Consider the following 24,437-nt stretch of genomic DNA (forward strand, 5'->3'; position numbering starts at 1 on the left):
TCAAACTATGCACGTCTCCCCGGCAAAGCCGGGGGATTTCCCAATAGATTAAAAATGGCGTCACGCAGTTTAACACAGCAACAAAAACCTTGCTCCTGCCCGGAAAAGCAAAACACCCCCTTGCCCCCGTGACAAGACTTTTCCTAATACCATCCCCCAATCCAAGCATCCTGACGGACACTCCCTGAAAAGGCGCGCATGGAGGAAAAACCCTGTGCTAGAATGGTTATTATTTTTGGCGCCACACCCAGCAAACATGCCACGGAAATTTTTTCGCAAGATTTCACCCACTCCAGAAACCTTTAAGCGGCATAAGCATTTACAGTTCTTGGGCGATGCCTTGCATGTGGCTTGCCTATGGCATATCAACCGCCGCACAGCCGCCAAAGGGGTGGCCATCGGCATGTTCGTCATGTGGCTGCCGCTCCCGTTTCATGTGCTGATGACGGCAACGCTTGCCGTAATATTGCGCGCCAACCTCCCAATTGCCCTTATAACCGTATTCATCAACAACCCGCTGACCATGGGGCCGATGTTCTATCTGGATTACTGGTTAGGCAGGCATTTGCTCGGCGGACATTTTCATCCCTTCAAGTTCGAAGCCAGCCTGCACTGGTTGGTTCATGGCCTTCCCCACATTTGGCAGCCGCTGTTGACTGGCACCGTAGTGGTCGCCAGCATTTCTGCCCTGGCGGGCTATTATGGCGTTCACCTGCTGTGGCGATTGAGCATCCTGCATCACCTGAAAAAACGCCAGGAACGCAGGGCCGCCGCCATCCCCCCCTCAGAGCCAACCAGTTGAATTACCTGATATGGCAAACATAATAAAGATGCCACAGACGATAAAACCATGGATAATGAACGCCCTTCCCGACCTGTGATTGAATGACTCCATGCCACGGAAATTTTTGCGGAAACTGTCGCCCGACCCCGAGAAACTCAAACAGCAAAAGCACCTACAGTTTTTGGGCGACACTCTGTACTTACCCTGCCTGTGGCATCTGAACCGGCGCAATGTCGCCGCCGCCTTCGCCATCGGCCTGTTCTGCATGTGGATACCGATACCGTTTCAGAGCCTCCTGGCGGCGATTCTTGCAGTGTTTTTTCGCGCCAACCTGCCGCTTTCCGTTGCGCTGGTGTTCGTCACCAACCCAGTCACCATGCCCCCTATGCTGTACGCCGCCTACAAACTGGGAGTGTTTCTGCTCGGGGGCCCCGACGCCGGATTCAATTTTCAGGCAAGCCTGGAATGGCTGACCCACGGGCTGGTGCTGATCTGGAAGCCGTTTTTGTTAGGGATTATCCTGATGGCGGTTTGCTCATCCCTGCTGGGTTATTACGGCGTCCATCTATTATGGCGTTTGCATGTCTTACAGCATTGGAAAAACCGCTGTGAACGCCGTTCGCAGAAGCGCCAACTCAAAAAAGCACAACGGGCGGAGAAACCCTCCAACCCTGACGACACTCCCTAACCGCCTTGGTGGGTAACGGATCTTACACCCGTCCCAACACCCCGTCCGCCAGCCGGTACACCGTATCCATCTTGCCTGCCAGTTGCAGGTCATGGGTCACGACCACAAAGGCGGTTTGCAGGGCTTCATTCAACCCCTGCATCAAGTTGAACACCTGCTCGGCTGTATGCTGGTCCAGGTTCCCGGTCGGTTCGTCCGCCAGCACCGCTTTCGGGCGCGTCACCAAGGCGCGGGCAATCGCCGCACGCTGGCGTTCACCGCCGGAAAGCTGCGCAGGTTTATGGTCAAGACGCTCTTTCAAACCCACTTTGCCCAACATATCGGCAGCCTGATCCCGCGCCTCGGGGACTTTTACCCCACGGATCAGCAACGGCATGGCGACGTTTTCCAGCGCGGTGAATTCCGGCAACAGGTGATGGAACTGATAGACGAAACCCATGGATTCATTACGCAGCACGCCACGGGCAGTGTCCGACAATTGGTCCATGCGTTGGCCCAGCACTTCCACATGCCCGGAGGAAGGCAAATCCAGCCCCCCCATCAGGTGCAGCAGGGTGCTTTTGCCGCTGCCGGAACTGCCAAGAATGGCGATCTTCTCACCTGCATGCACGTCCAGGTCGACGCCGCGCAGCACCTCCACATCCAGCCGCCCTTCCTTGAAACGCTTGCCCAGTTGCTGGCAGGCAATGATCACATGGTTGTCCGTGGTGTTACTCATAACGCAGCGCCTCCGCAGGCTGGACTTTGGACGCGCGCCAAGCGGGATACAAGGTCGCCAGCATCGACATGATCAGGGAACTGGCCATGATGACCAGCACATCGCCCGGATTGACCTGCGACTCCAGTTCACTGATGAAATAAACGTCCGAATTGATGAAATGGGTATTGAACAGGCGTTCCAGCACCGGCACGATGACATCCAGGTTGGAGGCCAGCAGCACGCCCAGCACCACCCCCAAAAACGTGCCCAGCACCCCGATCAGGGTTCCCTGCACCATGAAGATTTTCATCACCCGCCCGGATGACAGCCCCAGGGTGCGCAGGATGGCGATGTCGCCTTCCTTGTCCGTCACCACCATCACCAGCGTGGACACCAGATTGAACGCCGCCACCGCAATGATCAGCAGCAGGATGATGAACATCACCGATTTCTGCGCCTGGATAGCCTTGAACTGGTTTTTGTTCAAGTTGGTCCAGTCATTCACCCACATGTCCGGCCAGTTCAGGCTCATGCGGCTGAGGATTTCCTGCCCAACCTTGGGTGCCAGATACAAGTCGTCCAAAGTCAGGCGCAAGCCGGTCACATGGTCGCCCATTTCGAAGGTTTTGGCCGCGTCCTGCAAATTGATGTAGGCGAAACTGCTGTCATACTGCTGCATGTCGACACGGAAAATGGCAGCGATGGTGAAACGTTGCAGCGCAGGCAATTCGCCGGTTTCCAGCGCATTTTCTCCAGGGCTGACCAAGGTCAGGGAATCCCCCACCTTGACCTTGAGTTCTTTGGCCATGGTTGCGCCGATGGCGATATTGAAACTGCCCGGCACCAGCTTGGCCATATCACCGGAAACCACATGCTTGAACACCGTGCTGACCTGGCTTTCCATATCCGGCTCCACCCCCTGCAACATGGCACCACGCGCCTCATCACCCTGATTGAGCATGGCTGCCTTTTCGATGAACGGGGAAACTGCCTGCACATGCGGATAATCCAGCAATTCTTCCCGCACCTTGCGCCAGTCCGGCACCATCAGGTTGGTTTCAGACACGGTGATATGCGCCAGCATCCCCATGATGCGTTCGCGCATGGTCTGTTCGAAACCGTTCATCACCGACAGCACCGTAATCAACACCAGCACGCCGATGGCGATGCCGACGATGGACGCCAGCGAAATGAAGGAAATGAAATGTTTCTGCCGCCGCGCACGGGTATAGCGCAGGCCAACGAACAACTCCAGCGGGTGGAATATCTTGTCATTCATAACGCAGGGACTCCGCAGGCTGGACTTTGGATGCGCGCCATGCCGGATAGACCGTCGCCAGCACTGAGGCAATCAATGACGCAAGCGCAATCCACCACACATTTTCCCAACGCAGGTCGGACGGGATCTCACTGATATAAAACACGTCGGAGGAGAAGATCTGGAATCCAAACGTTTTCTCAATCGCCGGAATCACAACATCGATGTTCAGCGACAGCCACACACCAAGGGCGACGCCGACCAGGGTGCCGAACACGCCAATGATGCTGCCCTGGATCATGAAAATACGCATGACACGCCCGCCATCCATGCCGAAGGTGCGCAAAATGGCGATGTCCGACTCCTTGTCATTCACCGTCATCATCAATGACGCCACCAAGTTGAACAGCGCCACGCACACCACCAGGAACAGGATCAGGGTCATGGCGATGCGCTCAGTCTTGACGGCGCGGAAGAAATTGCCGTGCTCCTCGCTCCAGTCCGTCACCTCATATTGTTTGCCCAGCCTGGCCTGCAACGCATGGCCGACATCCTGCGCCGCAAACATGTCATCCAGCTTCAAACGGATGCCGCCGACATCGTCCCCCAGCCGGAACAGCCGTTGGGCATCGCTGAGTTCAATAAAGCCGGTCATGCCATCGTATTCCGGGTGGCCGATCTGGTAGATGCCGACCACCGTAAAACGTTTCAGGCGCGGCAAGATACCAGCGGGCGTCACCTGCACCTGCGGCACAATCACCGTCACCTTGTCGCCTGGCGTCACGCCTAGACCGGAGGCCACTTCCACACCCAGCACAATGCCGTATTCGCGCGGTTTGAGCTTGTCGAAACCACCCTCCAGCATCTTGAAATTCACATCGCTGACCTGCCCCTGCAAGGACGGGTCAATACCCTGCAACACAACCCCCCGCATCAGGTTGCCATTGGTCAGCATCACCTGTTTTTGCACGTAAGGTGCCGCACCAATCACACGTTTTTGCGCCTTTAATCCATCCAATTTCGCCGTCCAGTCAGCAAGCTGGCCATTTGTCCCTGAAACCGTGACATGCGAAACCACCCCCAGTATCTTGTCCCTGAGTTCCTTTTCAAACCCGTTCATGATCGACAGCACGGTGATCAGCACCAAAACCCCCAACAGGATGCCGAGCATTGAAGCAAACGAGATGAACGAGATGAAACGGTTACGCCGCCGTGAATGCGTGTACCGCTGACCGATGAATAATTCGAGTGGTGTAAACATGGCTGGCGATTGTACCGTGCTGACTGTAAAAACACAGCATTAACTATTGAGTGTCGTCCAATAATAAAAGTATCGGGAGATAAGACATGCGTCTGTCCAAATGGTTTAGCGTCCTGCTGCTTTCCGTCCCATTTTTCATCACTTCAGCGTTCGCCGACTACCCCACGCGCGGCATGAGCATGAAAACCGTCAAAGCCCACTATGGCGCGCCCTATTCCGTGCATAAATCCGCCGGGCCTGTCAAAAAACGCTGGCCGCGCATCACCGTGTGGAATTATGGCGGGTTTTCGGTTTATTTTGAGCGCAACACGGTGCTGCATACAGTAGTGCATTGAACTTACACACCAAGTTCAGCCATCTGTGGATTCGGCAAAGTTGGCTTCAATTTCAACAACGCCTTCTTTTTCCGGCGAAACATCACCCATGGCACTGACCGAGCCTGAATCTTCCCGTGCGAGTTCAACACCCTGTGTATAACCCAAAGTTTCCATCGACTCCGAGCGGCGGATGACTTCATCACGTTGCTCCTCCAGCAATGGATAACGCACGGTGCAAAAACCCAGCCCATTATAAACAATCCGGCAAAACCGCTCCTTGCGCGATAACCATCATCCTTTTACATGCGGGCACCCTGAGTCGACCACCAGAATTAGCTGAAATTTCTGTAAGTTTGTCTACAATTGGCAACTTTACCGTAAGACTCGCAGGCATCCAGTTTGGCGTTCACCCAACTTCAACAAGCAGAAAACCCATGACAACACATCACCAACCCCACAACCTGCTCGTGACCGGCGGCGCTGGTTTCATCGGCACCAATTTCGTCCATTACTGGCTACAGCAATATCCTGACAACCGTTTGGTGGTGCTGGATGCGCTGACCTACGCTGGCCGTCACGAGAACCTGCAACCGTTGGAAGGCCAGGCCAATTTCCGGTTTGTGCATGGCGACATCCTCGACCAAGCGCTGGTGGAAACGCTGCTGCGCGAAGAAAACATCGACACCATTGTGCATTTCGCCGCCGAATCCCATGTCGACCGCTCGATTTACGGGCCGGACGCCTTCCTGAAAACCAACATCGACGGCACCCACAGCCTGCTGAAAGCGGCGAAAAAGGTCTGGCTGGAGGAAAAACCGGGCTTCGCCCACCGTTTCCACCACGTTTCCACTGATGAGGTGTACGGCACGCTGTCGCCAACTGACCCTGCGTTCACCGAAACCACGCCGTATGCACCGAATTCGCCCTATGCCGCCAGCAAAGCCTCATCCGACCATATTGTGCGCGCCTACCAGCACACCTACGGCTTGCAGACCACCACCAGCAACTGCTCCAACAACTACGGGCCGTACCAATACCCGGAAAAGTTGATCCCGCTGGCGATTTCCAACCTGCTGCAAGGCAAGCCGGTGCCAATTTACGGCGATGGGCAACAGGTGCGTGACTGGTTGTATGTGGATGACCACAACCGTGGCATCGACCTGATCATCCGCACTGGGCGAACGGGCGAAACCTACAATATCGGCGGCAACAACGAACAGGCCAACCTGAGCCTGATCCATGAATTGTGCGCGTTGCTGGATGCGTGCTTCCCGGATTCCCCACATGCGCCGCACCAACAGCACATCACTTACGTGGCTGACCGGCCAGGGCATGACCGCCGCTACGCCATCGACAACCGCAAGATTTGCCGCGAACTTGGCTACGAACCGGCTGAAACCTTCCAGTCCGGGCTGGCGAAAACACTCGACTGGTATCTGGCGCATCCGGCGTTCTGGCAAGGCGGCGTCAAGCTGTTCGGCGTCCATGGAGGCAAAGCTTGACACAGTGCCGTATCTGCGGCAGCGAAGGCGCGCACCGGAGCTATGTCGCCAGGGAAATGATGCTGGGATTGCGCAGCGAACACCGCTATTTCCAGTGCATGGACTGCGAGTGCCTGCAAATCGAGCAAATCCCGGACAATCTGGCAGATTATTATCCGGATCATTACTATTCCTACCGCGCCCCTGGCGGTTCCGGCAACCCCTTGCAGAAAGCCCTGACCCGGATGCGCGACAGCTATGAAATAACCGGCAAAAACCTGCCAGGGCGCATCATGCACCTGCTGGCGCCGAACGCGAAACTCGCCACCTTGCGCCCCCTCCAGCTTTCCCAAGACGCCCGCATCTTGGACGTAGGCTGCGGCGCAGGCATTTTGCTGCATTCCCTGCGCGAAACCGGCTTCCACAACCTGTTGGGCATTGACCCTTTCAACCGCGACGACATCGTTTACCCGAATGGCCTGCGGATCGAAAAGCGCGACATTTTCAGCGAACAGGGGCAGTGGGATCTGGTGATGTTCCACCATTCGTTTGAGCACCTGACCGACCAGCAGGCGCATTTGCAGCAAGCGTTCAAGCTGTTGCAGCCGGGCGGTGCGGCGCTGGTGCGTTTGCCGACAGTTTCTTCCTATGTCTGGCAGGAATACGGTGTGAACTGGGTGCAACTGGATGCGCCACGCCATCTGTACCTGCATTCGCTCAAAAGCATGGAAAGGCTGGCGCAGCAGTGCGGGTTCCTGAGCGAACGGGTTGTGTATGATTCCAACGCCCTGCAATTTTGGGGCAGCAAGCAGTACGAACAGGACATTCCCCTGCGCGACCCGCGCTCCTGGACGGAATCACCGGAAAACTCACTGTTTACCGCCAAACAAATCCGCCATTTCGAACAGCGGGCGCAAGAACTGAACGCACTCAACCAGGGCGACCAGGCGGCGTTCTACCTAAGGAAACCGGCATGAACAGGCCGCCGAAATTGCTGGCCATCTCTTCGCCGGGCGGACATTGGATCCAGCTAACCCGTTTGTGCCAAGGGCTGGAAAGCCGTTACACGCTGGTTTACGCCCTGCCCTCGGCCTTGTTTGGCGCGCCGAAGATGGCGGATGGCCAGAAAGTCTATTCCGTCCTTGATGTCAGCGCCGATGACAAATGGCGGCTGGTTCCCTGCGCCCTGCAAGTGCTGTATATCCTGCTGAAGGAACGCCCCAGGGCGATCCTTTCCACCGGCGCGGCTCCCGGCGCCATCGCCATCTGGTTGGGCAGCCTGCTCGGCGTGCGCACCATTTGGGTGGACAGTATCGCCAATGTCAAACAGTTGTCCAGGGCGGGCAGGCTGGCGCAAAAGCGTGCAGATGTGTTCCTGACCCAGTGGGAACACCTGAGCAATGGGCAAACCATCCTCTACAAGGGAGCCGTGCTGTGATTTTTGTCGCCGTCGGCACCCAGTTTCCGTTTGACCGCCTGATCCGCTGTGTGGACGAATGGGCCGCCCCGCGCCACATCGACGGCGTTGCCCAGATTGCCGATGGCACTTACCTGCCCCAACACCTGCGTTGGGAACGCTTCATGAACACCGATGTTTTCAACCAGCACTTGCAGGCCGCCAGCCTGATTATTTCCCATGCAGGCATGGGCAACATCATCACCGCGTTGGAAAACCGCAAGCCCATCATCGTCATGAACCGCCAACACGCACGGGGTGAGCACCGCAACGACCACCAGCTTGACGGGCTGGCATGGATGGGCAAACTGCCCGGCGTTTACACCGCTTCGACCTGTGAGGATTTGTGCGCCTTGCTGGAGCGGCGGCATGAACTGGCGGCGGCAGCCGTCAGCACGGCGGCGCGCAGGCAAGCCCTGGTGGATTTCATCGACCAGGCCATCCGCGCATGACCCGGAAAGATCCTTCCCTGCTCCTCACCAGCATACTCTCCACGATCGCCCGCTTTGCCGGGGTCGGGCTGAATTTCGTGGTCGCCATCACCCTGACCCGCACCTTGCCGATGGACGAGGCGGGAATGGTCTTCATGCTGATGACGCTGGTGACGGGCGTTTCCCTGTTCAGCCGCATGGGGGTGGAACAGTGGCTGGTGCGGGATGTGGCGCGCATCCAGGAAACCGCCACAGACCAACAGGGCATGCATTTGCGCGCCGCCTACCGCCTGGTGCTGGTCAGCAGCGGCGTTTTCATGTTGGGCTGGCTGGTCTTCGCGCCATTGTCGCAACACTGGCTGTTTGATGACGCCATCCGGATGCCGCCGTTGCTGCTGGCGGGCGGCGGCATCCTGTTCTTCAATCTGGTGATGCTGAATTCATCGTTTTTGAAAGCCATCCGCCATACATCCGAATCCATCCTGGTGCAGAATTCATTGCCAGCGGTGGCCTATATGTTGCTGATCCTGGCGTTCTGGCCGGTGTTCAGGGAAAACCAGCATTACCTGTTGCTGTATACCGCTTCGCTGTTGCTGGCGGGCGTTGCGTCCTTTCACTGGCTGCGGCCATGGTGGCACTGCCTGCATCCGACCCAGAGCGGCCACTTCAGCGTGCGCGATGTTTTGGCGCAATCACTGCCGCTGGCGCCAGTGTCGTTTTTTTCTTTCCTGATGCTGTGGGCGGACACCCTGCTGACCGGCCTGCTGTTGAACAACGCCGATGTGGCGCTGTTTACGGTGGCGGCCCGGCTATCGTTTGTCAGCCTGTTTTTCCTGGGGGCGCTGGACGCCACCATCTACCCGCGCCTGCTGAAGATCCACAAGCATCAGCCGGAACAACTGGCGCGCTTTTTCTGGCAGGCAACCGGATTGGTGGCGGGCGTGCTGGGTGCCGTCACCTTGCTGCTGCTGTTGCTGGGCGATACGTTGCTGGCAGTGTTCAAGCCGGAGTATGTACAAGCAGGAGGGACGCTGGCGATCCTGCTGGCAGCGCAACTGGCGCGAGCATTGAGCCTGACATTTTCCTTCATGTTCATCATCCAGGAGCAGGTTCGCCACCTCAACATCATGTTGGGAATGGCGCTGGTTGTGAACATTATCGCCAACCTGCTGCTGATTCCGGCCTACGGCATTGAGGGTGCCGCCAGCGCCACGCTAGTGGCCAATCTGGCGCTGACCAGCGGCGTGGCGGCGCTGTTCTTTAAAAACCATCTGCTGGGCAAACATGATGGGGTTTTATAGGGCAGCTGCATGTTGAGAGTCATCGCCATCCTGTTTGTCATTTCGATTTTCATCCCGGTGGAGTTCTATACCATGCTGGGGTCGGTGCGGATCGAAGCCTACCGCGTTGTGCTGGGGTTGGCGCTGCTGTATGCAGTCTTCAATTTCCGTCAGGTGTTACAGGATGCCGATCTGGTGGATATTCTGCTGGTCGCCCTGACCGCCTTGGTGTTCGCCAGCTTCTGGGCCAATCACGGCATACAAAAAGCGGTGGAGTCGACAGGGATTTTCGCTATCGAAACCCTTGGCGCGTTTTATCTGGCGCGCCTGTTCATCAATTCACCGCAGCGTTTTTACTGGTTCAACCAAATTTTTATTACGGTGTTGGCCTTGCTGACGGCCTTCACCTTGTACGAAGCGTTCACCCAGCACCGTGTCCTGCATGAAATCGCTGAAAAAATTACCGGGCATCAGGCGTTGGACCCTAGGCTATACACACACTATTACATTCGTGGCGGCATCATGCGGGCCACCAGCCTGTTTGCCCATCCAATACTGTACGGGACGTTGCTGGCGATGTTTTTCCCGTTTGCAGTGCTGCTGGCATGGCGCAGCCATAGGCTGGGAACTTGGGCCAGTTTGGGCGGGCTGGTGACATCCATGGTTCTGACGCTGTCTTCCGCCCCGTTGCTGTCGATCATTTTTCAGACGCTCATCGGCATCCTGGCGACCTTCTGGCATAACGCCCGTAAATTCTGGGTATCGCTCTTTTTTGGCGGGCTGGCGACGGCGATGCTGATTGAGGCGATGTCCAACCGGGGTTTTTTTGGCGTCCTGATTTCCTACCTGACCTTCAACCCCAACACTGGCTATTTCCGCATCCTGCAATGGCAGTACACGGCTGATGACATCGCCGACAACCTGACCCTGGGGATCGGCCATCACGACTGGACACGCCCGTATTGGATGGAATGGATGGGCAACAGCATCGACAGTTTCTGGCTGTTGCTGATCCTGCAACATGGCCTGTTTGCCCTGATCCTGTTGTTGGCCGCCTGCCTGTATGCGGCCTTCCACACCCTGAATCTGGCGCACCGGCATTGCGGGCAGCACCGTTGGATGGTGACAGCCTGGATATTGTCATTCATGTCGCTGATCCTGATTGGTTTTACGGTGGATTACTTCGGCAAGCTGCACCCTTTGTTTTTCTTCATGCTGGGGGCGATCAGCTGGGCGCGTGACTACCCGCAATGGAACCGTCAAGCGGAAGAACTGGCGTCCAGCGGCGATTCCTCCAATACTGTCAACCGCGATGATAGGGAAACGACGGCATAAAATGAGACTACGTTTTATCAACCAAAGAGTGTTTATGTGGCTGGTGGGTCTCCGTAATGGCTTATTATGGCTACGGACATGGGGCTTCCGCACGTTGTACGGCATGAATATCGCCCCTGACGTGCGCATTTCCTTCAAGGCACGCTTGGACAAGACCAACCCGCGCTGCATCGAAATCGGGGAAAAGACCTACATTGCGTTTGACGCCATCATTCTGGCGCATGACTACGCCACCCGGCGTCACGGCGGCCGGTTTGAGCAAAAAACACGTATTGGCTGTAACTGCTTTATTGGTTGCGCCGCCATTATTTTGCCGGGCGTCACTATCGGCGACCAGGTCATCGTGGGCGCTGGCAGCGTTGTCACCCGAGATGTCCCCGCCCATTCCATTGTGGCAGGCAATCCGGCCAAGGTGGTGCGCTCCGGCATTCAAACCATTGCCTATGGGAGGCTGGCATGAGCCAAACAGCCCCTGAAATCAGCGTCATCCTCGTTTCCTACAACACGGTTGGCTATATCCGCCGGGCGTTGGAGTCCCTCTACCGGGAAACACAACTGGCCACCTTTGAAGTGATTGTGGTGGACAATGCCTCCAGTGACAATTCCGCCGCCATGATCCGGCAGTTTTTCCCACAGGCCACGCTGATCGAATCCGGCTCCAACCTGGGGTTTGCAGGCGGTGTGCAATTGGGGGCCAAACAGGCGCAGGGGCAATACCTGCTGCTGCTCAATCCCGACACCATCATCTTGAACGCCGCTGTTGACCGCTTGTTGCACTTCGCCAAACTGTGCCCTGACAATGGCATATGGAGCGGCGTCACCCGCAATCAGGACATGAGCCTGAACACCCAGCACGCCTGGGCCAGACCCAGTTTCCCCGACCTGTTGTTCAGCGCGTTGGGCCTGAGCAAACTGTTCAGCAACACCTGCCTGTTCAATCATGCCAATTACGGTTGCTGGAAACGTGACAGCGTCAAGGAAGTCGATATTGTTTCCGGCTGCTTTTTTCTCACCAGCCGCGCGTTGTGGGACAAGCTGGGCGGGCTAGACCCCAGTTTTTTCATGTACGCCGAAGAAGCCGATTATTGCCTGCGGGCCAAAGCGCTAGGTTATCAGCCGATTGTGACACCTGACGCCCAGATTGTTCACCATGGCGGCGTCAGCCACAGCCATTTTTCCGGCAAATTGGTCAAGCTGTTGAAAGGCAAGGTGGAACTGATCAACCGGCATGTCTCCCCGGCCAAACGCCCGGCATACAGGTTTCTGCTGTACCTGTATGTCCTAAACAAATACTTGTTGCACAGCCTGTTGAAGCCCCGTTCCGAACAGCGCCGGGAATGGCAGGCTGTCTTCGCCCAACGCGCCGACTGGCTACAGGGATACCGTTGATGGCCACCGTCATTGTCCCTGCGCATAATGAGGCCAGCGTCATCCGCCGCTGTCTGGATAGCTTGGTGAAACAGCCAGGGATGGATACCCTGATTGTCGCCTGCAACGGTTGCACCGATAACACCGTTGAAATTGTCCGCAATGAATACCCACAGGCGATCTGCCTGGAAATTGCCAAGCCTTCCAAAGTCCATGCATTGAATGAGGCGGAAAAATGCCTGACAAGTTGGCCGGTGTTCTATATCGACGCCGACACGCAGCTGGCACCGAACGCTGTCCAGGCCATTACGCAAGCATTGGCGGCGGACAGCGGCACCCTGCTGGCGGCACCAGAGCCAGTGATTGACACATCCCAATCTTCTTGGCCAGTGCGGCAGTATTACCGCCTCTGGCTGCAACTGCCGTATATCCGCGATGGCGTGGTGGCGACTTGCAGTTACGTCATTACCCAATCCGGCCGCCAACGCTTCCGTGAATTCCCGCCCATCATCAATGATGATGGCTTTGTCCGCTGCCAGTTTGAACGCCAGGAACGCCGCAATATTCCAGGGGCGCAAATTTTCATTACTGCGCCGCGTAACCTTGCGTCACTCATCAAGATCAAGACCCGCGCCCGGCTTGGCAATATGCAGCTGGCTGCTGCCAGGTTGTGTCCCAAAACAGACAAAAAGCTTTACGCGCGTATCTTGCGCGACAAACTCCTCAGCTGGGAGTTCATTCCGGCCATCGTCTATTTGTTGATTGCCAGCGCCATCCGCTTTCGGGCTTCCCGGCAATTCCGCCAGATTCATAGTTATACATGGGAGAAAGACCAGTCTTCCCGGTGATGCAATTGCAACAAAATGTGTCCCTGCCACCCCAATCAGGAGGTTGTTACTTGTGTTTTTTTTACGACAAAGCTGCTGTAAATAAGCTATATTAGGAGGCAGTTTAAGCAGCCGATGAGTGTCTTCAGGCTGCGTGGCGGTTGAACAATCATATTATATAACAAATGGATGGTTGTTTTTGTGCCACTTATGAGCTTGCTTGTAAAGTAAAATGAGGTGTTGTTTTCTTGCATCAGCCATCACGCCTATTGCGCGAGGGGAAAGTTGGTTCATTAATAATACACTCCATGGCGATGTCTGCGGCAGACGCCATTAGAGGACAACAGTTGAATGGAAAATTTGAAAGCAAACAATAAAATCAGCTCCGAACTGATCTACCGGACAACGGATACGCTCATCATTATGGGCATCCTCCTGCTCGCTTCCCTATATTCCCGCACCTACAACATGGAAGGCTATCTGGCCGTCGCATTAGGCGGCGCACTCCTGTTTGGTTTTGTTGGCCGCTTCAGCGACATCTACACCTCCTGGGGCGGACGCCCATTTCTGCGCGATGAGGTCATACGTTTGGTTATGACCTGGCTGATCACCTTTTTGTTCCTGATCTTTTTCATTTTTGCATTAAAAATATCCGAACAGTTTTCCCGCTTTATATTGATCAGCTGGCTATTGCTCACACCACTCTTACTGATTGGCAACCGTTACGCCCTGCGCTCCCTGCAACGGTCGCTCAAGCGCATTGGCCTTAACAACCGCACCATCGCCATTGCGGGCATTACTGAACAAGGCTTGCATTTTGCTGAAATGCTTGAAAAACAACCAGAATCAGGATTTCAGATTGCCGGTTTCTACCATCTTGACGACGAGGCAGACGCCACGAATTTGCCTAGCTGCTACGCTTGCCTGGGAAATATCCAAACCATGGTGAAGGCAGCCCGTACCGGCGAATGGGACCAAATCTATCTGGCTCCGGCGGCAGGGCAATCCGCATCCTCCTTGCGCTTAATCAATGAACTTGCTGACACGCTGACCCCTATCCGCCTGATTCCTGATGACTTCACCAATTCATTGCTGCACAGCCGTTACATGGAAATCGCCGAGACACCCGTCCTGCATATTTATGACGCGCCTTTGTCATTGCAAAGTGCTGTCATCAAACGCCTGGAAGACCTGTTCCTGGGGTTGTTGATCCTGTTGCTGGTGTCCCCGTTATTGGCCATGATCGCCATCGCCATCAAGCTCGACTCCCCAGGGCCGGTGTTGTTCAGGCAAACCCGTCATGGGTTGCGCGGCGAGAAATTTGCCGTGTTGAAATTCCGTACCATGCGCGTCTGTGAAAATGGCTGCAACATCAGGCAAGCCACCCGCAACGACCACCGGATCACCCGTGTAGGCGCATTTTTACGTAAGACCTCCCTGGACGAACTGCCCCAATTCATCAATGTCCTGCAAGGTCATATGTCCATTGTCGGCCCCCGCCCACACGCCGTCGCCCATAATGAAGAATACCGCCAACTGATTCCCGGCTACATGCTGCGCCATTTGATGAAGCCCGGCATTACCGGTTGGGCGCAAATCAATGGTTGGCGGGGGGAAACCGACACCTTGTTCAAAATGCAGAAACGCGTGGAGCTTGATATGGAGTACATCCGCGCCTGGAGCCTGGGGTTGGATTTGCGGATTATCCTGGTCACCGCCGTTAAGACCTTGTATGACAAAAATGCTTACTGAGCCGGTCATCCAGTGAGGGTTGAACAGCTTACCTTTACCCGTTACGTGGCGGCGCTGACGGTGGTCTTTTTTCATTATGGCAAAACGGTTTTTCCTGCCGACATTCCATTGCTGAATCCTGTGGTGGCGGCTGGGCCGGTGGCAGTGAGCTACTTTTATGTCCTGTCCGGCGTCATCATGGCGATTGCTTATTACCAACCAGGCCAGCAACGGCCCTTGAAGGCATGGCGCTACTGGCTGGCGCGGGCGGCGCGCATTTACCCCGTTTACCTGTTGGCGCTGTTGCTGATGATTGCTGCCAAGCGGCATGCATCCGGCAGTGACCCGGTAACAGTTGGGTTAAGCCTCAGTATGTTGCAGGCTTGGTTTCCAGGCTTCCCGTTGACGCTGAATTCGCCGGGCTGGTCCCTATCGGTGGAGGCGTTTTTCTACCTGTGTTTCCCTTGGTTGGTCATGCTGGCGCATCGCCGCATCCGGCAGCTTGGCATTGCGGCGCTGCTGTTGTGGCTGGCGACACAAACGGGGCATACGTTATTGCTCAACTCCGGGTATTACGCGCCATTCAATTGGCTACATGACGCCATTTTCTACAACCCGCTGATGCACCTGAACACCTTCCTCATCGGCTTCGTCGCAGGCGTATGGCTACTGGAAGGCAAATTGCGCTGGCTGCACGATCCTGGCATGAATTTGGCCGGATTGGCGGTGGTTTCATTCCTGACCCTTGCATTGCTGATGCTCCGGCCGCTATTGATCGAATACAGCGGGATAAAATTTGACTACACCAATGGCCTGATCGCGCCGTTATTCCTACTATTCATTCTGTTGCTGGCGCTCAATGATGGCGGAATCAGCGCCTTTTTGCGCCATAAGTGGCTGGTGTTGCTGGGGGAAGCCAGCTTTTCACTGTATATCCTGCAAAAACCCCTGCACGGCCTGTATGAAAAGCTGGTGCCTGCCGCCATACCGCCCGACAGCGCCGTGCATTTCTACCTGTTCGTCATTGTGCTCACGGCTACAGCGCTGTTTTCCTTCTGGTTCTTTGAAACCCCGCTGCGCCGTTCCATCAACAACTTTGTTAACCGCTCCCCATAAGAATTGCTACAATCGGGCGCTGAAAATCAATCTGCCCATACAGACCATCCAACCATGCAATACGACAAGCACAATACCAACCAAAACCGCAATAACCCTGCCCAGAACCCCAACCTAATGAAAGCCCAAGACAATCTTGACTTGCGTGAATTTGGGCGAACCCTGGCGCGGCGCAGGCGGATGATCCTGCTGGTCACCGCCGTCACCATTTTTCTGACGCTGCTGATCACCCTGTTCAGCAAACCCGTGTACCGTGCAACCGCCACTGTGCAGATCGAGCGTGAAGCCGCCAAGGTGGTCGACATTGATTTTCTGGGGGCTGGCGACATCCGCGACACCCGCGACTTTTACCAGACCCAGTTCGAACTGATCCGCAGCCGTGCATTGGCGGCAAAAGTCATCAGCAGCCTGAACCTGGGGGAAAAACTTTCCAGCACCTCCATCCTCGGCCAGATCAAGGAATGGCTCCACCTTGTCGACAAGGAAAGGGAACAGGCGGCGCTTGAAGAGCTGCTGCTGGATAACCTGACGGTGGAGCCGGTCAAGAATTCACGCTTGGTCGCCGTCAGTTATACGTCGTCAGAGCCGGGGCAGGCGGCGGAAATCGCCAACGCTGTCGTGCGCACGTTCAAGGACATGAATACCGAACGCCGCCTTTCGGCCACGTCCGAAGCCAAGGAATACCTGGACAAAAGCGTTCAGGAAACCAAGGCCAAACTGGATGAATCCGAGGCACGCTTGAACCAGTATGCGCGTGAACATGAAATTTTCCAGCTGGAGGGGGAAGACTCCACCACCTCTGCGTTTGCCCTCAAGCAGCTTTCCGAAGAGCTCGTCAAAGTGCAAAAGCAACGTATCGAACAGGAAAGCAAGCTTGAAATCCTGGCGGACAAGAACCGCTCCCTGAGTGACCGTGCCGGAGTCCTTGAACATGACGCCGCTTACCTTCAGGAACTGGGGCAGCGGCTGGACAAGCTAAAAGTCCAGCAACGGGAAACGCCCAACAACAATATCACCACCCAGATTGACAAACTCGAACAAGATATAGGGCTTGAGATCACCGCCCGGCTCGACACCATGAAAACGGAACTGGATGCAGCCAAGAAGAAAGAAGCATTGATCCGCGAAGGCATGGCCAGAGCCAAAACAGAGGCCATGCAGGAACAAGACAGCGCCTCCGCTTACAACACCCTCAAGCGCGAAGTCGCCACCAACCAGGAACTCTACCAAAACCTGCTGCAACGCCTAAAAGAGGTCAATATCGCGGGGGGCGTCAACACCAACAATATCGCCATCATTGACCCTGCGCAGGCACCGCTGGAAAAATTCAAGCCCAATTTGCCGACCAACCTGCTGTTTGGCTCCTTGTTGGGAGTGTTGCTGGGCATCGCGGCTGCATTTATGCGTGAATTCCTGGACGACACCGTCAGCGATGCTGGCGAATTGGAGCGCATCACCCAACTGCCGTTGCTGGGTGTCCTGGCGGAAACGCCTGGGGTAGGCAGCGGACAAATGGCGCGCATGAGCGTCAACAAGCCGCGCTCGCCCATCGCCGAAGCCTTCCGCTCCTTACGCACCAGCCTTCGATTCCAGTTGCAAGATGTGGAAAAACCAATCAGTTTCGTCACCAGCACCAACGCCAGTGAAGGCAAAAGCACAACGTCTGTCAACCTGGCAGGTTCCTACGCCAGCGCTGGCAACAAAGTCCTGTTGATAGACGCTGACCTGCGCAACCCTTCCCTGCACAAGCTGATGGGGATCAAGGCCGCGCCCGGACTGGCCAATTACCTTTCCGGAGCCATTGACGCCCGCACACTGGCGCAGGAAACCGACATCCATAACCTGTACCTGATTCCGGCGGGCGGCTTGCCGAATGACCCGACCGAATTGTTGTCCTCCCCCAGTATGCAAGCGCTGCTGGACGCTTTCCGGAAAGAGTTTGACCAAATTATCCTGGATGGCCCGCCCGTCCTCGGGCTGGCGGATGCGCCGATATTGGCGTCCTTGTCCCATGCGACCATAGTGACAGTCCGCGCTGGACACACCCGTAAGGGAATGCTGGAAAACGCCCTGACCCGCTTACGCCGCTCACACGCGCCATTGGCGGGTGTCTTGCTGAACCGGGTGGATTTGGATAGTGGTTACGGTTACGAATACGGCAGCTATGTCTATCAGGCTGAAAGTGTGGAGGCCAAGCACAGCGCTTTCAGCAAGTGGATCAGCGCCCTGAAAAAACTGTAATTCACCGGCTGCACCCGTAAAATGTGTGCGACTTAGATCATCAGGAGAAATATTGTGTCTGTTGCGCTCGCCTTACATGTCTTGTCTGTTGTCGTCTGGGTCGGCGGCATGCTGTTTGCCCACCTGTCATTGCGCCCGGTTGCAGCCTCTGTGCTGGAGCCACCGCAACGGCTGACATTATGGGTGGGTGTTTTTGGCCGTTTTTTCCCTATGGTGTGGGTGGCGATAGCCCTGATCCTCACTTCCGGTTACTGGATGCTGTTGGGGCCATTCGGTGGTTTCGCCAATGCGCCTGTCTTCGTCCATATCATGAATGGCTTGGGCATCATCATGGTGCTGATTTTCCTGTACGTCTATTTCATGCCTTACCCACGCTTGTGCAAAGCCGTTGCTGAACAACGCTGGCCGGACGGAGCCAAAGCCTTGGCACAAATCCGGATGCTGGTTGGCGTCAATATGAGCATCGGCGCGCTTACCATCGTGATCGCGGCGGGCGGAAAGTATTTTCTGTGATGGATGATGTCTTACGCTTGCAGGATATTGGCGCGGCTCCCATTGTCGCCTTGCTTGCACGGTATGGTTTGACGCTGCGGTTGGTGGCCGACAACACCCCCATTCCGGGCAGCTACTGGCATGAGGACGAGGCCGGAATCATCGCCCTGGATGTGTTCGCGCGCCAGGACACGCCCTTGCATTCCATCCTGCATGAAGCTTGCCACACCATCTGCATGGATCAGTCGCGTCGCGCCGCGCTGCACACGGATGCCGGGGGCGAATATGCGGAGGAAGACGCCGTCTGTTATCTGCAAATCTTGTTGGCCGATGGCATTCCCGTGTTTGGACGCAGACGCATGTGGAAGGATATGGATGCATGGGGCTACACCTTCCGGCTGGGTTCGGCCAGACGCTGGTTTGAAGACGATGCGGAAGATGCGGAGGCATGGTTGATCCAGCACGGACTGCTGATGGCCAACGACGAAATAATTTTCAGGTTGAGGGCTTAAAGGATAAGCATCCTGGGGATTGAAAGCCTTCCCCCTCGTCGGAGGAAGGCTTGGGAAGAACTTATCAGTTCTTGCTCTTGTCCACGATTTTCTGAATCCACGGCATCATGGCACGCAGCCTAGTACCAGTCGTTTCGATTGGGTGCGCTGCATTGTTGCGGCGGTAGGCAGTCATGGACGGGTAGCCCATCGCGCCTTCGGTAACAAACATTTTGGCGTATTCGCCGTTCTGGATGTCTTTCAACGCTTGGCGCATGGCCGCGCGGGACTGCTCGTTGATGACCTTCGGCCCGGTGACATACTCACCATACTCCGCATTGTTGGAGATGGAGTAGTTCATGTTGGCGATGCCACCTTCGTACATCAGGTCAACAATCAGTTTCAGCTCGTGCAGGCATTCGAAATAAGCCATTTCAGGCGCATAACCGGCTTCCACCAGGGTTTCGAAACCTGCCTTGACCAATTCAACCGCACCACCGCACAACACCGCCTGTTCGCCGAACAGATCAGTTTCAGTTTCATCCTTGAACGTGGTTTCGATAATGCCGGTACGGCCACCGCCGATAGCGGAGGCGTAAGACAATGCCAGATCCTTGGCCTGCCCGGACGCATTGCGGAAAACCGCGATCAGGTCAGGGATGCCGCCGCCCTTGACGTATTCGTTGCGGACAGTATGGCCCGGTGCTTTCGGCGCCACCATGATGACGTCCAGGTCAGCGCGCGGCACAATCTGGTTGTAATGGATGGCGAAACCGTGGGCAAATGCCAAGGTTGCACCTGGTTTCAGGTTCGGCTCGATTTCCTGGCGGTACAATTGGCTTTGGAATTCATCCGGGGTCAAGACCATGACCACATCAGCAGCAGCGACCGCTTCCACAACAGACGCCACTTTCAAGCCGGCGTTCTGCGCCTTGGCGACGGAGGGGGAATTCATGCGCAAGCCTACGGTAACATCAACGCCGGAGTCTTTCAGGTTGCAGGCATGGGCGTGGCCTTGGGAGCCATAACCAATGATTGAAACCTTTTTACTGCGAATAATGGAAAGGTCAGCGTCTTTGTCGTAATAAATATTCAGTGCCATGTCAGTACCTTAAATCAATCAACTATTGAGTTAAACACGCAAGGATGTTTCGCCGCGCGCAATGCCCATGCTGCCGGAACGCACCACTTCCACAATACGGAATTCCTTCAGGGCGTTGACAAAAGCATCCAGCTTGGTGCGGTCGCCGGTCAGCTCGATCGTATACATCTTGTCGGTGACATCGATAATGTTGCCACGGAAAATGTCCGACAGGCGCTTGACCGCCTCACAGGCAGTGTTCTTGTCCACCGCCACTTTGATGAACATCATTTCGCGTTCAATGTGCGAATTCTGGTAAAGGTCCATAACCTTCACCACGTCGATCAGCTTGTGCAATTGCTTGACAATCTGTTCAACAATTTCCTCGCTGCCGCGCGTCACCAGGGTCATGCGCGACAGGGTTGCGTCTTCGGTCGGCGCAACGGTCAGGGATTCAATATTGTAGCCGCGGGCGGAGAACAGTCCGGCCACACGCGACAACGCGCCTGATTCATTCTCCATCAGAATGGAAATTACATGCCGCATCGTGTCACCTATACCAGAATCATTTCATTGTGGCCTGCGCCAGCAGGAACCATGGGGTAAACATTGTTTTCCTGGAGCGTGATGAAGTCCATGAACACCAGCCGGTCTTTCATCGCCAGCGCCTCCTTGATGGCACCTTCCACATCGCCCGGCTTTTCAATGCGCATGCCGACATGGCCGTAGGCTTCCGCCAACTTGACGAAATCCGGCAATGCCTCCATGTAGGACATGGCGTAACGCTTCTGGTAGAAAAATTCCTGCCACTGCCGCACCATGCCCAGGAAGCCGTTGTTCAGGCACAAGATTTTGACCGGCAGGCGGTATTGCAGGCAAGTCCCCAGTTCCTGGATGCACATCTGGATGCTGCCGTCGCCAGTCACACAGGCCACGGTTTCTTCCGGGAACGCCATCTGCACGCCCATGGCGGCGGGCAAACCGAAGCCCATGGTGCCCAGGCCACCGGAGTTGATCCAACGGTTTGGCTTATTGAACCGATAGTATTGCGCCGCCCACATCTGGTGCTGGCCGACATCGGAACAGATGTAGGCATCGCCATTGGTGATTTCCCAGAATTTCTCAATGACATACTGGGCGCGGATTGGGCCATCCATGTCCTGGTTGTATTTCAGGCAATTTGCCTTGCGCCACTCCTCAATCTGTTTCCACCACCCAGCCAGCGCCGCCGCGTCCGGGCGCTCCTGGCGATGGCGCAGCTCTTCCAGCAAGTCAATGATGACATGTTTGACATCGCCCACAATCGGCACATCCACCTTCACATTCTTGGAGATCGACGCAGGGTCGATGTCAATGTGGATGATCTTGGCATACGGGCAGAACTTCTCGATATTGCCAGTCACCCGGTCGTCGAAACGCGCGCCGATGGCGATGACCAGATCGGCATGGTGCATGGCGTTATTGGCCTCGTAAGTGCCATGCATCCCCAGCATGCCGATGAACTGTTTGTCCATCGATGGGTAAGCGCCCAGCCCCATCAGGGTTTCGGTAATCGGGAACCCCAATTCCTGGGTAAGCTCGGTCAGCTCATTGGCCGCGCCAGACAACACCACCCCGCCGCCGGTGTACAACACTGGCTTTTTGGCTTCCAGCATCAGGTCGATGGCGCGGCGCACCTGCCGCTTGTTGCCTTTGTAGGTCGGGTTGTAGGAGCGCATGGTGATTTCCTTCGGGTAATGGAATTCACAACGCGCGGTCGTAATATCTTTCGGAATGTCCACCAGAACCGGGCCTGGACGGCCAGTGCTGGCGATATAAAACGCTTTCTTGATGGTGGAGGCCAGCTCCTTGACATCGGTCACCAGGAAATTGTGCTTAACGCATGGCCGGGTGATCCCTACGATATCCACTTCCTGGAATGCGTCGTTGCCGATCAGGTTACGCGGCACCTGCCCGGTAAACACCACCAGCGGCACCGAATCCATGTACGCATCCGCAATGCCGGTCACCGCATTGGTCGCGCCGGGGCCGGATGTCACCAGCGCCACCCCCGGTTTGTTGGTCGCTTTGGCATAGCCTTCGGCTGCATGCACAGCCCCCTGCTCGTGTCTTACCAGAATATGGTTGACTTTATCCTGCTGCTTGTACAATTCATCATAGATGAACAGCACAGCCCCGCCGGGATAACCAAAGATGGTATCAACCCCTTCTTCCTTAAGACACTCGACGAATATCTCGGCACCGGTCAGTTCCACGCTAAACTCCGTAAATCGCTAATGGCGAAGGAAAAGACTCGCATCATAATACGAATTATTCGGGAATACACCCCCGAACGTTTACGATTCATGCTTTTTTCAGAAGGTGAAAAATCGCTGTGCGTCACGCTGGAGCGGACATTGGCAGGAACAATATGGCGGCGGCCGATGGCATAATAACATTCCGGATCGGCCCGGGGACTAATCTGTTTGCCCGCATGGTGCGCACCCATTACAATTGCGCCCTTATTGCAGATTTAACATTCTACTGGAGCAACAACTGTGGCTATTGAGCAAACCATTTCCATTATCAAACCCGACGCTGTCGCCAAAAATGTCATCGGGCAGATCTACAGCCGCTTTGAAAACGCCGGTCTGAAAATTGTCGCGGCCAAAATGGTCCATCTGGACAACAAAGGCGCTGAAGGTTTCTACGCCGTTCATAAGGAACGCCCTTTCTTCAAGGATCTGGTCGCGTTCATGACATCCGGCCCAGTCATGGTGCAGGTGCTGGAAGGTGAAAACGCCGTCGCCAAAAACCGTGAGCTGATGGGCGCCACCAACCCGAAAAACGCTGACGCAGGCACTATCCGCGCCGACTTCGCCGAATCCATCGACGAAAATGCGGTTCATGGTTCTGACAGCCTGGAAAACGCAGCCATCGAGATTGCATATTTCTTCAGCAAAACAGAGCTGTGCCCCCGCACTCGCTAATTACAAGGTGAACGTCATCTGTGTCCGACACTGTCAATAAGGTCAACTTACTGGATTTCAGCCATGAAGGCATGAAGGCGTATTTCACCTCTATCGGTGAAAAGCCCTTCCGTGCCACCCAAGTCATCAAGTGGCTGCACCAGATGAATGCCAGCAGTGTTGACCAGATGACCAACATCAGCAAACCGTTACGCCAATTTCTGTCGGAACATGCGGTTATCCGTGCGCCAGCCATCATTATGGATCAGCAATCCGCCGACGGCACCCACAAGTGGCTGTTGCGGCTGGATGACGGCAATGCCATTGAAACCGTCTTCATCCCGGAAGATGACCGTGGCACTTTGTGCGTTTCCTCCCAAGTTGGTTGCGCGCTGGACTGCACCTTTTGTTCAACGGCACGGCAAGGCTTCAACCGGAACCTGACCACAGCGGAAATCATCGGCCAGTTGTGGGTCGCCAAACGCACCTTGCAGGCCGACCCCAAAGGCGCACGCGTCATCAGCAATGTCGTCATGATGGGCATGGGCGAGCCTTTGCTGAATTTTGACAACGTGGTCGATGCGTTAAAGCTGATGATGGATGATAACGCCTATGGCCTCAGCAAACGCCGCGTCACCTTGAGCACTTCCGGCGTCCTGCCTGCCCTTGAGCGTCTTGCTGAGACGATGGATGTGTCGCTGGCGGTTTCACTGCATGCGCCCAATGATGAAGTGCGCGACCAACTGGTGCCGCTTAACCGTAAATACCCCATCCAGGAGCTGTTGGCGGGCTGCCGCCGTTTTCTTGCCAAAAAAACCACCGAACGCAACCACATCACTTGGGAATACGTCATGTTGGAGGGCGTCAATGACCAAGACGAACATGCCCGCCAACTGGCGAAGCTATTGCAGGGAATTCCCTCCAAAATCAATCTGATCCCTTTCAATCCATTTCCGGAAACCCGCTATAAGCGCTCCAGCAATAACCGGATACACCGCTTCCGTGATATTCTGGTTGAAGCCGGATATACTGTCATTACAAGAAAAACACGGGGCGATGATATTGACGCGGCATGTGGCCAACTGGCCGGAAAAGTTAATGACAAAAGCCGCCGTGAAATTCATTTCGCCCGCATTGAACAGGGATAAAAA

At 55.6% G+C, this 24,437-nt stretch carries 26 protein-coding genes; 19 read left to right on the forward strand and 7 right to left on the reverse strand.

What is annotated here, in order from left to right:
• The first annotated feature begins 256 nt into the window (after positions 1-256).
• On the forward strand, positions 257-802 hold the full coding sequence (locus tag VSS37_RS01015; RefSeq protein WP_324692740.1) for a DUF2062 domain-containing protein: 546 nt from the start codon (positions 257-259) through the stop codon (positions 800-802).
• Positions 803-893: 91 nt separating this feature from the next.
• Positions 894-1,472, forward strand: a complete 579-nt coding sequence (locus VSS37_RS01020) for a DUF2062 domain-containing protein (RefSeq protein ID WP_324692741.1) — start codon at positions 894-896, stop codon at positions 1,470-1,472.
• Positions 1,473-1,494: 22 nt separating this feature from the next.
• On the opposite strand, the gene lolD is transcribed toward VSS37_RS01020, so the two are convergent.
• The 3 genes from lolD to VSS37_RS01035 are packed head-to-tail and all read right to left on the reverse strand — an operon-like array spanning position 1,495 to position 4,691.
• Positions 1,495-2,190 carry a lipoprotein-releasing ABC transporter ATP-binding protein LolD gene (gene lolD / locus VSS37_RS01025; RefSeq protein ID WP_324692742.1) on the reverse strand — a complete coding sequence of 232 codons (696 nt, stop codon included), beginning with the start codon at positions 2,188-2,190 and terminating at the stop codon, positions 1,495-1,497.
• A complete protein-coding gene (locus tag VSS37_RS01030) occupies positions 2,183-3,451 on the reverse strand; it encodes a lipoprotein-releasing ABC transporter permease subunit (protein ID WP_324692743.1) in 1,269 nt (422 codons plus the stop codon). The genes lolD and VSS37_RS01030 overlap by 8 nt, the downstream gene beginning before the upstream one ends.
• Complete coding sequence (locus VSS37_RS01035) at positions 3,444-4,691, reverse strand: lipoprotein-releasing ABC transporter permease subunit (protein ID WP_324692744.1); 1,248 nt, start codon at positions 4,689-4,691, stop codon at positions 3,444-3,446. Before VSS37_RS01035 ends, VSS37_RS01030 begins: the two co-directional genes overlap by 8 nt.
• Positions 4,692-4,777: 86 nt before the next feature.
• Here VSS37_RS01035 and VSS37_RS01040 point away from each other — a divergent pair, with 86 nt between their 5' ends.
• Positions 4,778-5,026, forward strand: coding sequence for a hypothetical protein (locus VSS37_RS01040; RefSeq protein ID WP_324692745.1), 249 nt, complete (start codon positions 4,778-4,780; stop codon positions 5,024-5,026).
• A gap of 15 nt (positions 5,027-5,041) precedes the next feature.
• On the opposite strand, the gene VSS37_RS01045 is transcribed toward VSS37_RS01040, so the two are convergent.
• The gene (locus tag VSS37_RS01045) at positions 5,042-5,239 is read right to left on the reverse strand and encodes a hypothetical protein (protein WP_324692746.1); all 198 of its coding nucleotides are present in this window, start codon (positions 5,237-5,239) and stop codon (positions 5,042-5,044) included.
• 203 nt (positions 5,240-5,442) lie between these two features.
• Here VSS37_RS01045 and rfbB point away from each other — a divergent pair, with 203 nt between their 5' ends.
• From rfbB to VSS37_RS01115, 14 genes are all read left to right on the forward strand, one after another.
• On the forward strand, positions 5,443-6,510 hold the full coding sequence (gene rfbB / locus VSS37_RS01050; RefSeq protein ID WP_324692747.1) for a dTDP-glucose 4,6-dehydratase: 1,068 nt from the start codon (positions 5,443-5,445) through the stop codon (positions 6,508-6,510).
• Positions 6,507-7,466 carry a class I SAM-dependent methyltransferase gene (locus VSS37_RS01055; protein WP_324692748.1) on the forward strand — a complete coding sequence of 320 codons (960 nt, stop codon included), beginning with the start codon at positions 6,507-6,509 and terminating at the stop codon, positions 7,464-7,466. Before rfbB ends, VSS37_RS01055 begins: the two co-directional genes overlap by 4 nt.
• Positions 7,463-7,927 carry an oligosaccharide biosynthesis protein Alg14 gene (locus tag VSS37_RS01060; protein ID WP_324692749.1) on the forward strand — a complete coding sequence of 155 codons (465 nt, stop codon included), beginning with the start codon at positions 7,463-7,465 and terminating at the stop codon, positions 7,925-7,927. The genes VSS37_RS01055 and VSS37_RS01060 overlap by 4 nt, the downstream gene beginning before the upstream one ends.
• On the forward strand, positions 7,924-8,397 hold the full coding sequence (locus VSS37_RS01065) for a glycosyltransferase (protein ID WP_324692750.1): 474 nt from the start codon (positions 7,924-7,926) through the stop codon (positions 8,395-8,397). Before VSS37_RS01060 ends, VSS37_RS01065 begins: the two co-directional genes overlap by 4 nt.
• Positions 8,394-9,677, forward strand: coding sequence for a lipopolysaccharide biosynthesis protein (locus VSS37_RS01070; RefSeq protein ID WP_324692751.1), 1,284 nt, complete (start codon positions 8,394-8,396; stop codon positions 9,675-9,677). The genes VSS37_RS01065 and VSS37_RS01070 overlap by 4 nt, the downstream gene beginning before the upstream one ends.
• A gap of 9 nt (positions 9,678-9,686) precedes the next feature.
• Complete coding sequence (locus VSS37_RS01075; protein ID WP_324692752.1) at positions 9,687-10,991, forward strand: O-antigen ligase family protein; 1,305 nt, start codon at positions 9,687-9,689, stop codon at positions 10,989-10,991.
• Between the two features lie 34 nt (positions 10,992-11,025).
• Positions 11,026-11,451, forward strand: coding sequence for an acyltransferase (locus VSS37_RS01080; RefSeq protein WP_324692753.1), 426 nt, complete (start codon positions 11,026-11,028; stop codon positions 11,449-11,451).
• Positions 11,448-12,380 (forward strand): glycosyltransferase family 2 protein, encoded by a 933-nt coding sequence (locus VSS37_RS01085; RefSeq protein ID WP_324692754.1) that lies wholly within the window; start codon positions 11,448-11,450, stop codon positions 12,378-12,380. Before VSS37_RS01080 ends, VSS37_RS01085 begins: the two co-directional genes overlap by 4 nt.
• Positions 12,380-13,207: a glycosyltransferase gene (locus VSS37_RS01090; RefSeq protein ID WP_324692755.1), complete on the forward strand. Its 828-nt coding sequence runs from the start codon at positions 12,380-12,382 to the stop codon at positions 13,205-13,207. The genes VSS37_RS01085 and VSS37_RS01090 overlap by 1 nt, the downstream gene beginning before the upstream one ends.
• 330 nt (positions 13,208-13,537) lie before the next feature.
• Entirely contained in the window at positions 13,538-14,938 is a 1,401-nt protein-coding gene (locus tag VSS37_RS01095) for an undecaprenyl-phosphate glucose phosphotransferase (protein WP_324692756.1), read from the forward strand.
• Positions 14,939-14,950: 12 nt separating this feature from the next.
• A complete protein-coding gene (locus VSS37_RS01100) occupies positions 14,951-16,033 on the forward strand; it encodes an acyltransferase family protein (protein ID WP_324692757.1) in 1,083 nt (360 codons plus the stop codon).
• A 54-nt stretch (positions 16,034-16,087) separates the two neighbouring features.
• Positions 16,088-18,274, forward strand: coding sequence for a GumC family protein (locus tag VSS37_RS01105; RefSeq protein ID WP_324692758.1), 2,187 nt, complete (start codon positions 16,088-16,090; stop codon positions 18,272-18,274).
• A 54-nt stretch (positions 18,275-18,328) separates the two neighbouring features.
• A complete protein-coding gene (locus VSS37_RS01110; RefSeq protein ID WP_324692759.1) occupies positions 18,329-18,787 on the forward strand; it encodes a CopD family protein in 459 nt (152 codons plus the stop codon).
• The gene (locus VSS37_RS01115; protein ID WP_324692760.1) at positions 18,787-19,278 is read left to right on the forward strand and encodes a hypothetical protein; all 492 of its coding nucleotides are present in this window, start codon (positions 18,787-18,789) and stop codon (positions 19,276-19,278) included. The genes VSS37_RS01110 and VSS37_RS01115 overlap by 1 nt, the downstream gene beginning before the upstream one ends.
• Before the next feature lie 64 nt (positions 19,279-19,342).
• Here the strand turns inward: VSS37_RS01115 and ilvC are convergent, their stop codons facing one another.
• The 3 genes from ilvC to ilvB are packed head-to-tail and all read right to left on the reverse strand — an operon-like array spanning position 19,343 to position 22,593.
• Positions 19,343-20,353 (reverse strand): ketol-acid reductoisomerase, encoded by a 1,011-nt coding sequence (ilvC, locus tag VSS37_RS01120; RefSeq protein WP_324692864.1) that lies wholly within the window; start codon positions 20,351-20,353, stop codon positions 19,343-19,345.
• A 36-nt stretch (positions 20,354-20,389) separates the two neighbouring features.
• Positions 20,390-20,884 (reverse strand): acetolactate synthase small subunit, encoded by a 495-nt coding sequence (gene ilvN / locus VSS37_RS01125; RefSeq protein ID WP_324692761.1) that lies wholly within the window; start codon positions 20,882-20,884, stop codon positions 20,390-20,392.
• Positions 20,885-20,892: 8 nt separating this feature from the next.
• On the reverse strand, positions 20,893-22,593 hold the full coding sequence (gene ilvB, locus VSS37_RS01130) for a biosynthetic-type acetolactate synthase large subunit (protein ID WP_324692762.1): 1,701 nt from the start codon (positions 22,591-22,593) through the stop codon (positions 20,893-20,895).
• A gap of 282 nt (positions 22,594-22,875) precedes the next feature.
• Between ilvB and ndk the strand changes: the two genes are divergently transcribed.
• Together ndk and rlmN are read left to right on the forward strand one after the other, a co-directional pair.
• Complete coding sequence (ndk, locus tag VSS37_RS01135; protein WP_324692763.1) at positions 22,876-23,307, forward strand: nucleoside-diphosphate kinase; 432 nt, start codon at positions 22,876-22,878, stop codon at positions 23,305-23,307.
• Between the two features lie 71 nt (positions 23,308-23,378).
• Entirely contained in the window at positions 23,379-24,434 is a 1,056-nt protein-coding gene (gene rlmN, locus VSS37_RS01140; protein ID WP_375339114.1) for a dual-specificity RNA methyltransferase RlmN, read from the forward strand.
• Positions 24,435-24,437: the final 3 nt, after the last annotated feature.

The organism is Candidatus Thiothrix phosphatis, from assembly GCF_035668035.1.
GTDB lineage: Bacteria > Pseudomonadota > Gammaproteobacteria > Thiotrichales > Thiotrichaceae > Thiothrix > Thiothrix phosphatis.

Coding starts and splice junctions, on each gene's coding strand:
- VSS37_RS01015 (WP_324692740.1), top strand. CDS start 257: ATGCCACGGAAATTTTTTCGCAAGATTTCACCCACTCCAGAAACCTTT.
- VSS37_RS01020 (WP_324692741.1), top strand. CDS start 894: ATGCCACGGAAATTTTTGCGGAAACTGTCGCCCGACCCCGAGAAACTC.
- lolD (WP_324692742.1), bottom strand. CDS start 2,190: ATGAGTAACACCACGGACAACCATGTGATCATTGCCTGCCAGCAACTG.
- VSS37_RS01030 (WP_324692743.1), bottom strand. CDS start 3,451: ATGAATGACAAGATATTCCACCCGCTGGAGTTGTTCGTTGGCCTGCGC.
- VSS37_RS01035 (WP_324692744.1), bottom strand. CDS start 4,691: ATGTTTACACCACTCGAATTATTCATCGGTCAGCGGTACACGCATTCA.
- VSS37_RS01040 (WP_324692745.1), top strand. CDS start 4,778: ATGCGTCTGTCCAAATGGTTTAGCGTCCTGCTGCTTTCCGTCCCATTT.
- rfbB (WP_324692747.1), top strand. CDS start 5,443: ATGACAACACATCACCAACCCCACAACCTGCTCGTGACCGGCGGCGCT.
- VSS37_RS01060 (WP_324692749.1), top strand. CDS start 7,463: ATGAACAGGCCGCCGAAATTGCTGGCCATCTCTTCGCCGGGCGGACAT.
- VSS37_RS01070 (WP_324692751.1), top strand. CDS start 8,394: ATGACCCGGAAAGATCCTTCCCTGCTCCTCACCAGCATACTCTCCACG.
- VSS37_RS01075 (WP_324692752.1), top strand. CDS start 9,687: ATGTTGAGAGTCATCGCCATCCTGTTTGTCATTTCGATTTTCATCCCG.
- VSS37_RS01080 (WP_324692753.1), top strand. CDS start 11,026: ATGTGGCTGGTGGGTCTCCGTAATGGCTTATTATGGCTACGGACATGG.
- VSS37_RS01085 (WP_324692754.1), top strand. CDS start 11,448: ATGAGCCAAACAGCCCCTGAAATCAGCGTCATCCTCGTTTCCTACAAC.
- VSS37_RS01090 (WP_324692755.1), top strand. CDS start 12,380: ATGGCCACCGTCATTGTCCCTGCGCATAATGAGGCCAGCGTCATCCGC.
- VSS37_RS01095 (WP_324692756.1), top strand. CDS start 13,538: ATGGAAAATTTGAAAGCAAACAATAAAATCAGCTCCGAACTGATCTAC.
- VSS37_RS01105 (WP_324692758.1), top strand. CDS start 16,088: ATGCAATACGACAAGCACAATACCAACCAAAACCGCAATAACCCTGCC.
- VSS37_RS01115 (WP_324692760.1), top strand. CDS start 18,787: ATGGATGATGTCTTACGCTTGCAGGATATTGGCGCGGCTCCCATTGTC.
- ilvN (WP_324692761.1), bottom strand. CDS start 20,884: ATGCGGCATGTAATTTCCATTCTGATGGAGAATGAATCAGGCGCGTTG.
- rlmN (WP_375339114.1), top strand. CDS start 23,379: ATGAAGGCGTATTTCACCTCTATCGGTGAAAAGCCCTTCCGTGCCACC.